This is a genomic window from Pseudomonas sp. H1h, assembly GCF_000633255.1.
Taxonomy (GTDB): Bacteria; Pseudomonadota; Gammaproteobacteria; order Pseudomonadales; family Pseudomonadaceae; genus Aquipseudomonas.
This window is the reverse complement of record NZ_AYMJ01000026.1, coordinates 67758-82824: the sequence shown is the minus strand read 5'-3', so window position 1 is coordinate 82824 and position 15067 is coordinate 67758. Positions and strand designations below refer to the sequence as shown.

At 60.1% G+C, this 15067-nt stretch carries 14 protein-coding genes; 11 read left to right on the top strand and 3 right to left on the bottom strand.

Annotated features, from left to right (window positions below; translation table 11 throughout):
* Positions 1–104: 104 nt before the first annotated feature.
* The gene (yihA, locus tag U862_RS0121515) at positions 105–755 is read right to left on the bottom strand and encodes a ribosome biogenesis GTP-binding protein YihA/YsxC (protein WP_025112303.1); all 651 of its coding nucleotides are present in this window, start codon (positions 753–755) and stop codon (positions 105–107) included.
* Positions 756–946: 191 nt separating this feature from the next.
* Between yihA and U862_RS0121510 the strand changes: the two genes are divergently transcribed.
* The 7 genes from U862_RS0121510 to U862_RS0121480 all read left to right on the top strand — a co-directional run bounded on the left by U862_RS0121510 (position 947) and on the right by U862_RS0121480 (position 8297).
* Entirely contained in the window at positions 947–1252 is a 306-nt protein-coding gene (locus tag U862_RS0121510; protein ID WP_025112302.1) for a cytochrome c5 family protein, read from the top strand.
* 32 nt (positions 1253–1284) lie between these two features.
* Positions 1285–1896 (top strand): cytochrome c, encoded by a 612-nt coding sequence (locus tag U862_RS0121505; protein ID WP_025112301.1) that lies wholly within the window; start codon positions 1285–1287, stop codon positions 1894–1896.
* 200 nt (positions 1897–2096) lie between these two features.
* Entirely contained in the window at positions 2097–2738 is a 642-nt protein-coding gene (gene dsbA / locus U862_RS0121500; RefSeq protein ID WP_025112300.1) for a thiol:disulfide interchange protein DsbA, read from the top strand.
* Positions 2739–2752: 14 nt separating this feature from the next.
* Positions 2753–3631, top strand: a complete 879-nt coding sequence (locus tag U862_RS0121495) for an endonuclease/exonuclease/phosphatase family protein (RefSeq protein WP_025112299.1) — start codon at positions 2753–2755, stop codon at positions 3629–3631.
* Positions 3628–5727 (top strand): GGDEF domain-containing protein, encoded by a 2100-nt coding sequence (locus U862_RS0121490; protein WP_025112298.1) that lies wholly within the window; start codon positions 3628–3630, stop codon positions 5725–5727. Before U862_RS0121495 ends, U862_RS0121490 begins: the two co-directional genes overlap by 4 nt.
* Positions 5728–5827: 100 nt before the next feature.
* The gene (locus U862_RS0121485; RefSeq protein WP_025112297.1) at positions 5828–6607 is read left to right on the top strand and encodes an N-acetylmuramoyl-L-alanine amidase; all 780 of its coding nucleotides are present in this window, start codon (positions 5828–5830) and stop codon (positions 6605–6607) included.
* Positions 6608–6683: 76 nt separating this feature from the next.
* On the top strand, positions 6684–8297 hold the full coding sequence (locus U862_RS0121480) for an EAL domain-containing protein (RefSeq protein ID WP_025112296.1): 1614 nt from the start codon (positions 6684–6686) through the stop codon (positions 8295–8297).
* Here U862_RS0121480 and U862_RS0121475 read toward each other — a convergent pair.
* Positions 8294–10084, bottom strand: coding sequence for a KinB sensor domain-containing domain (locus tag U862_RS0121475; protein ID WP_025112295.1), 1791 nt, complete (start codon positions 10082–10084; stop codon positions 8294–8296). The genes U862_RS0121480 and U862_RS0121475 overlap by 4 nt on opposite strands.
* A gap of 10 nt (positions 10085–10094) precedes the next feature.
* Entirely contained in the window at positions 10095–11441 is a 1347-nt protein-coding gene (algB, locus tag U862_RS0121470; RefSeq protein ID WP_025112294.1) for a sigma-54-dependent response regulator transcription factor AlgB, read from the bottom strand.
* 427 nt (positions 11442–11868) lie between these two features.
* Here algB and U862_RS0121465 point away from each other — a divergent pair, with 427 nt between their 5' ends.
* The 4 genes from U862_RS0121465 (at position 11869) to gltP (ending at position 14886) form a co-directional block, all read left to right on the top strand.
* Positions 11869–12150, top strand: a complete 282-nt coding sequence (locus tag U862_RS0121465; RefSeq protein WP_025112293.1) for a hypothetical protein — start codon at positions 11869–11871, stop codon at positions 12148–12150.
* Positions 12151–12222: 72 nt separating this feature from the next.
* Positions 12223–12387 (top strand): DUF1328 domain-containing protein, encoded by a 165-nt coding sequence (locus U862_RS29780; RefSeq protein ID WP_003177151.1) that lies wholly within the window; start codon positions 12223–12225, stop codon positions 12385–12387.
* A gap of 2 nt (positions 12388–12389) precedes the next feature.
* The gene (locus U862_RS0121455; protein WP_025112292.1) at positions 12390–12854 is read left to right on the top strand and encodes an inhibitor of vertebrate lysozyme family protein; all 465 of its coding nucleotides are present in this window, start codon (positions 12390–12392) and stop codon (positions 12852–12854) included.
* A 700-nt stretch (positions 12855–13554) separates the two neighbouring features.
* Positions 13555–14886: a glutamate/aspartate:proton symporter GltP gene (gltP, locus tag U862_RS0121450; RefSeq protein ID WP_025112291.1), complete on the top strand. Its 1332-nt coding sequence runs from the start codon at positions 13555–13557 to the stop codon at positions 14884–14886.
* Positions 14887–15067: the final 181 nt, after the last annotated feature.

Below are 15067 nucleotides of genomic sequence, written 5' to 3'. Positions count from 1 at the left end.
GTTAAAAGCGCAGTTGAAAATGCTCATTCAGGTCCCCCTGAACTCTGCTTTTTAACCGCACTTTTGCCTTGCCTGACAGCATCACAGACAGTTTTGAAATCCCCTTACTCTGCCTCTGGCGGCACTTCCGTGCCTTTGTCTGCCAGTTCCATCCAGCCTGCCAGCACAGTGTAGGCCTCTTCCAGGCCCATGCGTTTTGGCGCCGAGAACAGCTGGATCGTCACCAGATCACCCCAGCCCTTGCGGATTTCCGACTGCACCTTAAGCAGCGTGTTCTTGGCTGCGCCATAGGTCAGCTTGTCGGCCTTGGTCAGCAGGATGTGCATCGGCATGCCGGCGGCAACGGCCCAGTCGAGCATCAGCAGGTCGAAGTCGGTCATTGGATGACGGATGTCCATCATCAGAATCAAACCCTTCAAACTCTCGCGGCCACCGAGGTAAGCCTCGAGGTGACGCTGCCAGTGTTGCTTGAGCGGGATCGGTACTTTTGCATAACCGTAGCCCGGAAGGTCGACCAGACGCCGTTCATCGTCTAGCTTGAAGAAGTTCAACAGCTGTGTGCGACCCGGGGTTTTCGAGGTGCGCGCCAGGCTGGCGTGAGTCAGGGTGTTCAGCGCGCTGGATTTACCGGCGTTGGAGCGCCCGGCAAACGCCACTTCGAAGCCTTCGTCGTCAGGGCATTGATCGACTTTGGCGGCACTGAGCATGAACGTGGACTGTTGGCACAGACCGAGGATGGGATTCTTGAGTTGCATGGGATTTCCGATGTGGGCGGCGCCGGGATTGGGCGCGGAACGCGGTGTCGCTTCCGTTTCAGTGACGCCAGTATATAATGCCGCAGATTTTGTGTGTGCTTTGTCCCAGCGAAGGATGAAGTTCACGAGAGCCAAAGACCTTGATTGCGCATCAGAACGCAGAACGCTCTCAACCCTGAAAAGGTCGTTTTATGACGAAATGGCTGCTGGCTGCCGGAGTCCTGATACCGCTTTACAGCGCACAGGCTACACAGGAACCGGAAGCCGTGTACAACCGTGTTTGTGGTGCCTGTCATTCCGGCCAACTACCCATGGCGCCCGAAAGAGGCGATCAGGAAGCTTGGACGCCGAGGTTGGCGAAAGGTATGGAGACGCTGGTGCAACACGTGACCCAGGGTTTCAAGGCGATGCCGCCGCGTGGTTTGTGCATGGACTGCAGTGCCGAGGATTACCAGGCCATCATCCTTTGGATGAGCGAGAGTAAACCCGGTCCATAACTCTTAACCCTTAGCCGTAGTTGGATTAGCTGATGAACAAATTGATCGTGAGTCTGCTGTTGACCGTGGGAATCTCCGGCATGGCCCATGCTGCAGGTGATGCAGCAGCCGGCCAGGCAAAAGCCGCCGTATGTGGAGCCTGCCATGGCCCGGACGGGAACAGCATGGCACCCAATTTTCCGAAACTGGCAGGCCAGGGTGAACGCTACCTGACCAAGCAACTGCACGACATCAAGTCGGGCAAGCGCACCGTTCTGGAAATGACGGGCCTGCTGACCAACCTGAGCGATCAGGACCTGGCCGACATCGCCGCCTACTTCGCCAGCCAGAAAGGCAGCGTCGGCGCAGCTGATCCGAAAATAGTCGCCCGTGGTGAAGCGCTGTTCCGGGGCGGTAATCTGGCCAAGGGCCTGCCAGCCTGCACCGGCTGCCACTCGCCCAATGGCGCCGGCAACGCTGCCGCCGGCTTCCCGCACCTGGGTGGCCAACACGCTCAATACATCGCCAAACAACTGACCGATTTCCGCAAGGAAGAAGGCGGCCGCAATAACGACGGCGACACCATGACCATGCAAACGATCGCCAAGCGTCTGAGCGACGAAGACATCGCCGCGGTCTCCAGCTACATCCAGGGCCTGCACTAAGCAGCCTGAATCGAGCGTTGCCGGTGATGGACATCTCCTGCAACGTTAACGCTCGATTAATCCGTCGCAGCAAGTATAAAAAGGGTGGCTTTGGCCGCCCTTTTTTGTGGCCGCTGCCGTTACACTACAGAACTCAAGCCCGCCAGGATCTGTCTGAAAACAGGTCGCGCGAGGCGACCAAAATTGTCCAGGAGTAAAGCATGCGTAATCTGATCATCAGCGCCGCTCTCGTCGCTGCAAGCCTGTTCGGCGTGACCGCCCAGGCCGCTGAAGCACCGGCCGCCCCTTACGTCGAGCTGGCCAACCCGGTGCCGGTGGCAGAGCCTGGCAAGATCGAAGTGGTCGAGCTGTTCTGGTACGGCTGCCCGCACTGCTACGCATTCGAGCCGGTGATCAATCCATGGGTTGAGAAATTGCCATCCGACGTCAACTTCGTGCGTATTCCTGCGATGTTCGGCGGCCCGTGGGACGCTCACGGCCAGATGTTCCTGACCCTCGAAGCGATGGGTGTCGAGCACAAGGTTCACGCCGCCGTGTTTGAAGCCATCCAGAAGCAGCACAAGCGCCTGACCGACAAGAACGAGATGGCTGACTTCCTCGCCACTCAGGGCGTGGACAAGGACAAGTTCCTCGCCACCTTCGACTCGTTCGCCATCAAGGGTCAGATCGTCAAGGCGCGTGAGCTGGCCAAGAAGTATGAAATCACTGGCGTGCCAACCATGATCGTCAACGGCAAGTACCGCTTCGACATCGGCTCTGCCGGTGGTGCCGAAGAAGCCTTGAAACTGGCTGACCAACTGGTCGCCAAAGAGCGAGCGGCCAACAAGGCAGCTGCCAACTAAGCGCGGTAATCGCCATGCGCCGCTGGGGAACCGAACGTATCGTTGGCCTGCATGATCCGCAGGTCAACGAGCATCACCTGGAGTCCACGGGCCTGCCCGCAGACCATCGTCTGCGCCTGCTCAGCTTCAACATCCAGGTCGGCATCAGCACCGAGCGCTATCGGCATTACCTGACCCGAAGCTGGCAGCACCTGCTGCCGCACACCGGGCGCTCAGGCAACCTGCAGAAGATCGGCGACCTGCTTGGCGACTTCGATCTGGTCGCCCTGCAGGAAGCCGATGGCGGCAGCCTGCGTTCAGGCTACGTCAATCAGGTCGAACATCTGGCCCACCTCGGCGCCTTTCCCTACTGGTATCAACAACTCAATCGCAACCTCGGTCGACTGGCCCAGCACAGCAATGGCGTGCTCAGTCGCCTGAAGCCGTGGGCGATCGAAGATCATCCGCTGCCCGGCCCGAAAGGTCGCGGCGCCATCCTGCTGCGCTTCGGCGAAGGCCCGGAAGCGCTGGTGGTGGTGATGATGCATCTGGCCCTCGGCGCCCGGGTGCGCAGCCTGCAACTGGCCTACATTCGCGACCTGATCAGTGGCTACAAGCACCAGGTATTGATGGGCGACATGAACACCCATGCCAGCGATCTGCTACAACAGTCACCGTTACGCGATCTCGGCCTGTTGGCCCCGCAGCTGGAAGCGACCTTTCCCAGCTGGCGCCCGCAGCGTTGCCTTGATCATATTCTGCTCAGCCCGACCCTGACCCTGGAAAAGGTCGAAGTGCTGGCGCAGCCGATTTCCGATCACCTGCCGGTCGCGGTAGAGATTCGTCTGCCGGGTTCGCTCACGGCCGATGCATTGCCCGCGTTGAGTCCTGCCCCTCGCGGAACCCCTGAATGAGCGACGAAGCCCAGCGCTGGAAAGAGAAGTACCTCAAAAGCATCGAACAGCAGGACAAGCTCGAACGGCGCTGGGCCGCAAGGCTCGACTTGCTGCGTCGCGGCCTGGTGCGCAGCACCCTCGCAGCCGAAGGCACCGACAAGGTCGTCGATCAGTGCATGAAAGAGATGCGCGATGTGGTGCGCACGGACGACATGGACGCCGGCCTCGCCGCCCTGTTGCCGCGCCTGGAAAAGGCTGTGCTCGACTCCGAACAGCGGCGCGAGACCCGCATCGATCAGGTCAGCACCGCGCTGACCGCGCTGGTCAGCCAACTGCAAGCCCTGCCATTGCCTCGGGAAGTGGCGCAGCCGCTGAAAAAATTTGCCAAGCAACTCGACAGCCGGGTCGGCCAGGCGCGGGAGATGCCACTGCTGCTGAGCGAGCTCAGTGGTTTGCAGGGCAAGGCGTTGCACCAGCTGGAAACGCCCGCCGAACCAGATCGCCCGGGATTTCTGCAGCGTTTGTTCGGCAGTCGCGACAATGAAGAGACTCCCGCAACGCAAGAAACGCCGCCGGTAGCGGATCAGCCTCAAGCACCTGTGCCAACTCCAACCGGCGCTGAACACATGGCGCCCGAAACTGTGCAGACAGCCCCCCTCGAGCCGACTCCGCCCGCACCGAACCTGGCAGCCCCCGTCGCGCAAACGCCGGAGGCTAACCCTCGGCAGGCGCCCGCCGAGCAAGCTCACACCGAACCGCCCATCGTTTCTTTCATGCCGCCGGTCATTGCTGTCGAGACGGTCACCCAACCCGTTGTCGCCCCCACGCTCTCGGCACCCGAGCCGGAAGCCGAGGCCGTAGCACCAGCCGCCCCGATTGCAGCGCCAATCCCTGCGACTGCGATCAATCCCGACGAGTTGATCCACCCCGCAGACCATCCGATCCCGACACCGCTTTTGCTCGACAGCCTGCCTCTGCCCGAACCTATCGCCCAGGCTCTGGCCGCCATCGATCCGGAGCAGTCCGAGCAGGACATCCTCTACGCCCTGCCCGACTCGCCCGAACCGTCGTACAGCTCGGTGGCCAAGCACATCGAAGACACACTGATCGGGTTACTCGACGACCTGACCCTGCCCGAGCGCCATCGCCCGCAGGCAGAGGCAATGCGCGATCGATTGAAAAATGGTCTGAACTGGTACGAACTGCTGCCGATTCTCGACGATCTTGCGACGTTGATGCTGGCAATCACCGACAGCGGCCAGCATGAATTCGAAGTCTATCTGCAACAGCTCAACGAGCGCCTCGAAGCATTCCAGAGCAATCTGCAGGCCGCCAGTGAAGGCCACGCCGACAACAGCTCGGCGGCACGGGCGATGGACACGCAGATCCGCGAACAGGTCGACGGCCTGCAGACCAGCGTGCAGGAAGCCGCCGATCTGGATGACCTCAAGCAAGTGCTGGAGAACCATCTCGAAGGCCTGCTCGGCACCATGGACCAGCACCAGAAACAACGCGATGCTCGCGAGCAGGAAGTGGCTGCACGCCTCAAGGGCCTGGCCGAGCGCGTGGCGCACATGGAGCAGGAAGCCTTGGGTTTCCGTGAGCACCTGGAAGAACAACGCCAGAAAGCCTTGATCGACCCGCTCACCGGTTTGCCCAACCGCGCCGCGTGGAGCGAACGGCTCGAACACGAGATCAAGCAGTGGCAGCAACACGGCAACACCTTGAGCCTGGCGATGCTCGACCTCGATCACTTCAAGCGGATCAACGACAACTACGGCCATCTGGCCGGAGACAAGGTGCTGAAGATCATCGCCACGGTGTTGCGCAAACGCCTGCGCGGCTCAGACTTCATTGCCCGCTTTGGCGGTGAGGAGTTTGTCTTGCTGTTGCCGGCCACCCCCCCTGCCGTAGGTGCCAAACTGCTGGAAACCCTGCGCGCAGCAATCGAAGCCTGCCCGTTTCACTTCAAGGGTGAACGGGTGACGATCACCATTTCCATGGGGCTGGCGTCATTCCGGCCGGGAGAACACAGCGATCTGGTGCTCAAAAGAGCCGATCAGGCGCTGTATCGGGCGAAAAATGCCGGGCGCAACCGGATCGAGCTGGGCTGAGCAATTGTTCCATTTTGTTTAAATCAGCCCGTTGGCCGTCGATAGGCAAGGCAGTACGTTACACTGTTGCATTATTGTCTTGCGTGTACTGCCTTCCGCCATGAAATTTTTTGCCCTCCTCGCGTCGCTGCTCGTCCTGGCCGGTTGTGCCAGCGGCCCCCGTTACGACACCAGCCATCCTTCGGCCAATCACGACAGCCGCGTCCAGTTCGTGATCGTGCACTACACCTCCGCCTCTCTCGCCCGCTCGCTGCAACTGCTGACCCACGGCGAAGTCAGCAGCCACTACCTGATCGGCGACGACAAGAGCGGCACCATCTACCAACTGATGGATGAAAACCTGCGCGCGTGGCACGCCGGAGAAAGCGAATGGCAGGGCCGGACCTGGCTTAACTCCAGCTCGATCGGCATCGAAATCGTCAACCCGGGCTTCAAGGACACGCCGACCGGGCGCCTGTGGTTCCCGTACAGCGAAGCGCAGATTCAATCGCTGATCGTCCTGCTCAAGGACATCAGCAAGCGTCAGGCCATCAGCCCGCGCCACATCATCGGCCACAGTGACATCGCGCCGCTGCGCAAACTCGACCCGGGCCCATTGTTCCCATGGAAACGCCTGGCGGCCGAAGGCCTGGGTGTGTGGCCCAATGAACAAGCGGTGGCGCGTCAGCAGGCGCAGTTCAACGCCGAGCTGCCGAGCATCAGCTGGTTCCAGGCGCAACTGGCGCGCGTCGGTTACGACACCCCGCAAACCGGCGAGCTGGACGTCGCGACCCGCCACGTACTGGCGGCCTTCCAGATGCACTACCGCCCTTCGCGCTTCGACGGCACGCCGGACGCGCAAACGGCCGCGTTGTTGCTGGTACTCAACCAGACAAAATAATGACGCCCGCCCGACGGTCAGGGCGAAAACGCAATCAGCAGCTATAACTCATTGGTAATTCTTCGGATATTCCATGATGGTTGCTACCCGAGAGACGCTGCGTAGCTGGTTCTATCGCCCCTGGTTTTTGGCGATGATCGCGGCTGTCCTCAGTGCTGCGCTGTTGATCGCCGGCGGAACGTTCTTCGCCATGCGCCAGATAGAACAAAACGAAAGCCAGGAGATGAACGCTCAGGGCGAGCGTTTTCTGGCCCGCCTCGAACAATTGTTCGGGCAATTGCGCGAAAGCCTCGATGACCTTGAAGCGCAGCCGTTGCGCAGTTGCGATGACGAAATGATCGCCACCCTGCAACAGGTCACCTTCAATTATCGCTTCGTCTATGAAGCGGCCTACATGGACGGCACACGAATCTGCTCCAACCGCCCCCGGCAAGAGGGGCTGTCGGTCGTCCGTGCGCCGGACATCAAAGGGCCGACCTACAGCTACTGGCTCAACACCACCACCGAACCCGATGAAAACCGTGCCGCCCTGATGCTCGGCCGCGGCAATTTCCGTGTGGCGACCTCCCGCGGGCATTTGACTGACATGGTCGACCTGCCACCGGACAGCAGCCTGCTGGTCGTACTGGATCACGGCAAGCGGGCGATTCCGGTACTCGGCATTGCTCAGGCGTGGCCACCCACCGAGGTCTGGCCACCGAAGAGCCGCGAGGCCCTGCAGGTCACTCAATCACGACTGATCTACCGCATGCCCACCAACAACCCGGAATACCAGTTGGTGCTGATCACCCCGCGCAGTGGCATGCACATTCCGACGGTGTGGTGGTGGATGGTCCCCGGCTGCCTGCTGTTGGGAGCATTTTCCGGGTTCTTCGTGTTTTTGCTGGTGCGTCAGCGCCAGTCGCTGGACGCCGAGCTCCAGGGCGCGATCCGTCGTGGCGAGCTGCAGGTGCTGTATCAACCGATTTTCGATCTCGACAGCCGCAATTGCGTGGGCGCCGAAGCCCTGCTGCGCTGGCGCCGTCCGGACGGCACGCTGACCAGCCCCGATCTGTTCATTCCCATGGCGGAAAACACCGGACAGATCCGCCAGATGACCGACTTCGTCCTGCAGCGGCTGCTGGAGCAACTGGGGCCGGTGCTGCGTGCCAACCCGCAGTTGTACATCTCGGTCAACCTCGCCGCATGCGACGTGATGGTGCCGCGCATCGGCCAGGTCATGGCCAAACTGTTGACCCTGCACCGGGTCGCGGCACGGCAGATTGCCTTCGAAGTCACCGAGCGCGGGTTGATCGACGTGGTGGTGGCACGGGAGAACCTGCAAGCCTTGCGCGACGTCGGCCATCAGGTGCTGATCGACGACTTCGGCACCGGCTATTGCAGCCTCGCCTACCTGCAGACGCTACCGGTGGATTGCCTGAAGATCGACAAGGCCTTTATCGACGCACTCGGCCATGACGCGGCCAGCAGCGGCGTGGCGCCGCACATCATCCACATGGCGCAGGCACTGGATCTGAAAGTGATTGCCGAGGGTATCGAGCACGAAGCGCAAGCCGTGTTTCTCAGCAGTGAAGGCGTGAAGTTCGGTCAGGGCTGGCTGTTCGCCCAGGCCCTGAGTGCGGTGCAGTTCATCGAGCTGATCACCCGTGGACGGCGCCTTGCCGGCCGTCGACTGGACGACGAAGCCTAGACCGCCAGCGCCATGTAGAACTGCGTGCCCTGCCCCGGCCGCGAATAAACACCCATCCGCCCGCCGTGCAACTGGACGATTTCCTTGCACAGCGCCAACCCGAGCCCGGCGCCGCCCTTCTTGCGCCCGACCTGCACGAACGGCTCGAAGATCCGTCCTTGCTGACCGTAGGCAATGCCTTCACCGTTGTCCTCGACGCTGATGATCACCCGTTCGCCATGCCGACGCGCCTGCAGGCGAATCTGCCCGTCGCGGGCAGTATGGCGCAGTGCGTTGTCGATCAAATTGTCGAGCACCCGGTCGAGTTGCGTCTGATCGGCCTGCAAGCGCGGCAACGGTCCCTGCACTTCGACGTTCAGGGCAATGCCTTTGCCCGCGGCCGAATCGGCAAAACGCAATTGCGCCTGCGCCAGCAAGTCTTCAATGGAACATGGCGCCAGCGTGAGTTTCTGCAAACCGTTCTGATAGCGCGAGAAGTTGAGCAGGTCGTTGATCAACTGCATCAGGCGCTGCATCTCTTCGTTGACCGTGTCGAGCAGATCCGCCTCGCGTGAATCCGCGGGAAACTTCGCACGTTCGCGAAACAGGCCGAAGGCCATGTGCATGCCGGTGACCGGTGTGCGCAACTCATGAGAGGCCCGCAGCACGAACTCACTGCGCACTCGCTCGAAAGCACGTTGTTCGGTGACGTCGTGCAGCACCATCACCGCGCCGAGGATATGCCCCTGGGTGTGGCTGACCGGGGTCAGGCTGTAAGTCAGCAGGCGCGATTCGCCGTCGACTTCGATACTCAAATCTTCCGGGGCACGCTCCAGCGTGCCGCCGCGCAGCACCAGTTGCAGCTGCGCGTCGAGTTCCGGTCGCTCAAGCGCTGTGCCCAGGCCCTGCCCCAAGCGATCACTGTCCCAGCCCAGTTGGCGCTGGGCAACCGGATTGAGGTGCTCCAGACGCCCATCGCGATCGATCATCAGCAAGCCATCGTCGATGCTGTCGAGCACCGCCTGCAAACGCTGCTGGCCAGCCAGCAGTTCGTCGACGTTGGTCGCCTGATGCTCACGCAGCGCCTCGGCCATCAAGCCGAAGCGCTTGGTCAGCTGGTTCATTTCCATCGCCGAAGAAATCGGCAGGGTCACGTCGAAATTACCCTGGCCGATGTTGTCCGCGGCCTTGGCCAGCGCCTCGATCGGCGCACCAAAGCGCCGGGCAATGGCATGCGCCGTGACAAAACCGATGATCAACACGGCCAACCCGACCAGTCCAAGCAGGCCGGCAACCAACAGCGCACGGTCACGGGCGGCGTGCTGCACCGAGTTGATGTTGTCGAGCGCATGCTTGTGTTCGGCAATCAGACCGTTGCGCAGCGTGTTGAAGCGCTCACGCAAATCGCCGGTGCCACTCAACGCAGTGGCCGGGTCACGTACCTGATCGAACGCCTGAAGGAAACGTTGGTAATCGGCCTTGGCCTGACTGAAGCTGTATTGGCGACCATCACCGACTTCCTCCTGGGCAATGCCTTGATCGAGAAGCTGTAAATAATGCTGCTTCGAGGCTTCGAACGCAGCGTTATCGGGCTTTTCGGCAAGCATCATGATCAGTTGATCGCCGAGGGTCTGGCGCAGCTTGAGTCCCAGATCGAGGGTGACGAAGTTGTTGCGGATCAACGCTTCCTGAGTCCCGGCCATCTGCATCACACTGACCAGCCCGAGCAATAGCCCGAGCAACGCCACCGTGATCAACGCGGAGATGCTCAGGAACAAGCGCGTGCGCAACTTCATCGCCAGTTTCATCGCCGCGCGCTCACAGGTTGTACTGCTTGCGCTTGCGGTAGAGGGTCGAGGCGTCGATGCCGAGGGTCTTGGCCGCTTGATCGAGGGTGCCAGCCGTCGCCAGTACCGCGCCGATGTGGGCTTTTTCCAGTTCATCGAGGCTCAGCGCCGCGCCGACCCGTGGTGCGTTGTTCGCCGGTTGTTCGGCCATGCCCAGGTGACTGATTTCCACGCGTTCCTGCGGGCAGATGATGCTTGCCCGCTCCACCACGTTGCGCAGCTCACGGATGTTGCCCGGCCAGCGATAGCCCAGCAACGCTTCACGTGCCTCGTCGCTGAAGCCCCGGGCCGGACGCGCATATTCTTTGACGAAACGGGCGAGGAAGCGATCGGCCAGGGTCAGGATGTCTTCGGCGCGCTCGCGCAGCGGCGGCAGATGCAGGGTGATCACGTTCAGGCGGTACAACAGGTCCTCGCGGAAACGCCCGTCGCGCACCATGTCTTCAAGGTTGAGGTTGGTCGCTGCAAGAATGCGCACATCGGCGCGGCGAGTCACCGGATCCCCTACCCGTTCGTATTCCTTGTCTTGAATGAAACGCAGCAACTTTGGCTGTAATGTCAGGGGAAAATCGCCGATTTCGTCGAGAAACAGCGTGCCACCGTCGGCCTGATTGACGCGACCCAAGGTGCTTTCGCTGGCCCCGGTAAATGCGCCGCGGCTGTGGCCAAACAGCTCGCTTTCCATCAGCTCGGCGGTCAACGACGGGCAGTTGATGGTCACGCAGGATTTTTTCTCGCGCTTGCTCCAGCCGTGAATGGCCCGGGCCAACTCGCCCTTACCCGTGCCGGACTCGCCCAGAATAAGAATGTTGGCGTCGGTGCTGGCAACCTGGCGTGCGGTTTCCAGCACGACTTTCATCGCCGGACTGTGAGAGTCCAGACCGTCCTTGGGTTTGCGGATCTCGCCTTCGAGGGCTTCGAGACGCGCCGAGAGTTGACGCACTTCCAGTTGCTTGGCGGTGGCCAGACGCAACTGGTCAGGGCTGCACGGCTTGACCAGATAGTCGGCGGCGCCAGCCTGGATCGCGTCCACGGCGGTGTCGACGGCCGAGTGCGCGGTGACGATCACCACGCGCATCCACGGCGCCTGGATACGCATCTGTGCCAGCACGTCGAGACCGTTGTCTTCGCCCAGCCGCAAGTCGAGGAAGCACAGGTCGAAGACCTGGCGTTGCAGCAAAGCGTCGGCCTGCGCCGCGCTGTTGGCAGTGGCCACCGTATAGCCTTCGTCTTCGAGGCAGTAACGGAAGGTACGCAGGATGGCGGACTCATCGTCCACCAGCAGAATGCGGCCTTGATGCTCAGTGGCAGATTCCATTTTTCCTACGCTCCTTATGTGATTGGTCTTGGATTAGTCCCGGAAAAATCGGGCAAGTTGCATGGTCGATTCTGAACGATGTCAGCCATAGCAGGGTAGCTCTCTCCTGCCCTGACAGCCAATCCATTGATTTTGTTGAGTTTCTAAACAATTACCGACCTGCCGATGGTTGCCCGCGTACTTTTCTGACCTCCGAGACGTGCTCTCAATTCAATAAGAATGAAATCTGCTACGAAATAATCGTGCATTACGCACGACCGTAGATGACTCATCGTGCAGGATGCGTCCAAGCAGATTTTTCATTCAGCCATAACACATTGATTTTATTGAATATTTTTCAAATAAAAAACTGGCATGCAGGCTGCAATAACTCATTCAGCCCGGGCAGATCCGACTGCCCCAACCGAATAAGAGTGAGGAACCCAGGATGACTCGCCAACGTGCCGCCCAAGTGCGTATCTCGCCACTGCATATTCAGCAAGGTCTGTTTGGCGTACTTGCTCTGTTGATCACCCTGATCGCCTGCCAGCAATACCTGAGCTGGGAGAACAGCCAGAAGCCTGAGCCGCTGATCTCGATTCAACACAGCACGCAGACGCACTTCAGCGCCGTCAGCAGCCAGGCCGAAAGCGCCTCGATGCGCATGATGGAAGTCGACCAGGCGCAGCCGCTGGATCAGCTGCCACGTGAAGAGCGCTGGGTTTTCTGACGAACCGACGAATTCGGGCGCATCGCGCCGGGACACGCAACACCCCTAAATAGAGAAGTAAGGAGAATCACCATGTTGAGCTGGGCAATTACATTCTTGATCATTGCCATCATCGCCGCCGTACTGGGCTTCGGTGGTATCGCGGGCACCGCCACGGGTATCGCCAAGATTCTCTTTGTCGTGTTCCTGGTGATGTTCATCGCTTCCTTCTTCTTTGGCCGTCGCGGCCGAGGTTAACGATGACTGGTTTAAAGACACTGGCAGCCGCCCTGCTTCTGGGCGGTAGTGCCATGGCGATGGCGGCCAATGATGGCCAGGCGCGGGTCAACGAGCTGCTCAGCTCCGACCCGCAATACCGGGAAACCTGGCAAGGCGTGGTAAAGCATGAAGAGCGCCTGCCGGAATGGGTGATGAACCTGTCCGGGACACCAGACCAACAGATGAATGCCGTGACGGAAGATGGCGACAAGTATCTGGTCGGGCCGCTCTGTGAATCCGCAGACAAGTGCCTGAACCACCGATTGATCGTAGCGTTCAGCTTCGACAAGAAAGATGCCTACGCCATGCTCGTTGATGTGCCCGAAGGATTGCCGGCCGACAAGTCGCCTACGCGACATGCCACCTACCGCTTCCTCGGAAAACCTAATCAGGGCATGCAGAACCTGTTGATGGAAACGCTGAAGAAAGATCCGAACTGGTACTGATTCGAACATGAGGGCAGCGCCCCGCTGCCCTTTATTGCGCCCGCCCGAGGAAGGTCGGCGCATGACCAGGGGGCCGGGACGTTCTGACTGTTACAGGGTCGGAGTGACCTACGGGTACAGGGAGTGCCTGCGCAAGGGCCGGGTCAGGGTAAAAGCTGCGACGCAGGTTCGCCGGCCCCCAGTGGCTCGACGGACTTGCGCTGAGCTTTTCGCGATACAAAACATTGATCCAGAGCGTCCTGCTCGCCTTTTTATGGTTCAGACTGCGCGCGAAAACATTTCGCCGTGTTTCCTGGCGACCGTATATCGAGAAAGAGTCCTTTCAAACAGTGGGACTTCTAGTCTGCAAATGCAGGCTTTTTCTTGAATTTTTTGCCGAATTCACTCGTTCAAAAAATAACCAACCTAAGCTGTAATGGCCGGTTCACGGCACTTATGCCGGCTGAAATGTCGTAATCGAACCGGTTGGGACGCCAGTTTCATTTAAAAAAGCTCATGCCGATTCGGCATAGGGTAGGCGTTTACGGCATTAGACGGCGCAACCTTGCATCGGAATAGTTGCGCCTTTTTTCGCCTGCCGAAGAGCCGTAAACACGCGCTTCGGGGCACCTTATACGGAGGCAGATGCACAGACTTTTCCGCTAAAGAGCGTTCCAGTTCCTGCATGTGCCTGAGTCAAACGCAAGTAAGGGTAAAGATAATGAAGAAGGCAAAACTCAGCCTCGCCTGGCAGATCCTCATCGGTCTGGTTTTAGGGATTGCAATTGGTGCGTTGCTCAACCATTTCAGTGCCGAGAAAGCCTGGTGGATCAGTAACGTCCTGCAACCGGCAGGCGATATCTTTATCCGTCTGATCAAGATGATCGTGATCCCGATCGTCATCTCCTCCTTGATCGTCGGCATTGCCGGCGTGGGCGACGCCAAGAAACTCGGGCGTATCGGCCTGAAGACGATTATCTACTTCGAAGTCGTCACCACCATCGCTATCCTCGTCGGTCTGGTGTTGGCGAACGTGTTCCACCCGGGCGCCGGCATCGACATGAGCACCCTGGGCACGGTGGATATCTCCAAGTACCAGGCGACCGCTGCCGAAGTACAGCATGAACACGCGTTCATCGAGACCATCCTCAACCTGATCCCGTCGAACATCTTCGCGGCCATGGCCCGCGGCGAAATGCTGCCGATCATCTTCTTCTCCGTGCTGTTCGGTCTCGGCCTGTCGAGCCTGCAGTCGGACCTGCGCGAGCCGCTGGTGAAGATGTTCCAGGGCGTTTCGGAAAGCATGTTCAAGGTCACCCACATGATCATGAACTACGCCCCGATCGGCGTGTTCGCACTGATCGCGGTGACCGTCGCCAACTTCGGCTTCGCCTCGCTGCTGCCGCTGGCCAAGCTGGTGATCCTGGTTTACGTCGCCATCGCCTTCTTCGCCTTCGTGGTGCTGGGCCTGATCGCCAGGCTGTTCGGCTTCTCGGTGATCAAGCTGATGCGCATCTTCAAGGATGAGCTGGTCCTGGCCTACTCCACCGCCTCCTCGGAAACCGTGCTGCCACGCGTGATCGAGAAGATGGAAGCCTACGGCGCACCGAAAGCCATCTGCAGCTTCGTGGTACCGACCGGTTACTCGTTCAACCTCGACGGTTCGACCCTGTACCAGTCCATCGCAGCGATCTTCATTGCCCAGTTGTACGGCATCGATCTGTCGATCAGCCAGCAACTGCTGCTGGTGCTGACCCTGATGGTCACCTCCAAAGGCATCGCCGGCGTACCGGGCGTGTCCTTCGTGGTGCTGCTGGCGACGCTGGGCAGCGTCGGTATCCCACTGGAAGGTCTGGCGTTCATCGCCGGTGTCGACCGCATCATGGACATGGCGCGTACCGCACTGAACGTGATCGGCAACGCTCTGGCAGTACTGGTTATCGCGCGTTGGGAAGGCATGTACGACGACGCCAAGGGCCAGCGCTACTGGAACTCCCTGCCGCACTGGCGCAGCAAGGAAAAACTGCCGGCTGGCGAAATCTCGAAGCAGTAATGCAACCCCCTTGTGGGAGCGGGCTTGCTCGCGAAGAGGTCGGCACATTCAACATTCCTGTTGATTGACCCACCGCTTTCGCGAGCAAGCCCGCTGCCACTTTGGATCGGCGCATGCCGAATAGACAAACCCCGGAGAAATCCGGGGTTTGTCGTTTCTGGCGACACCGCTATCATTCGCC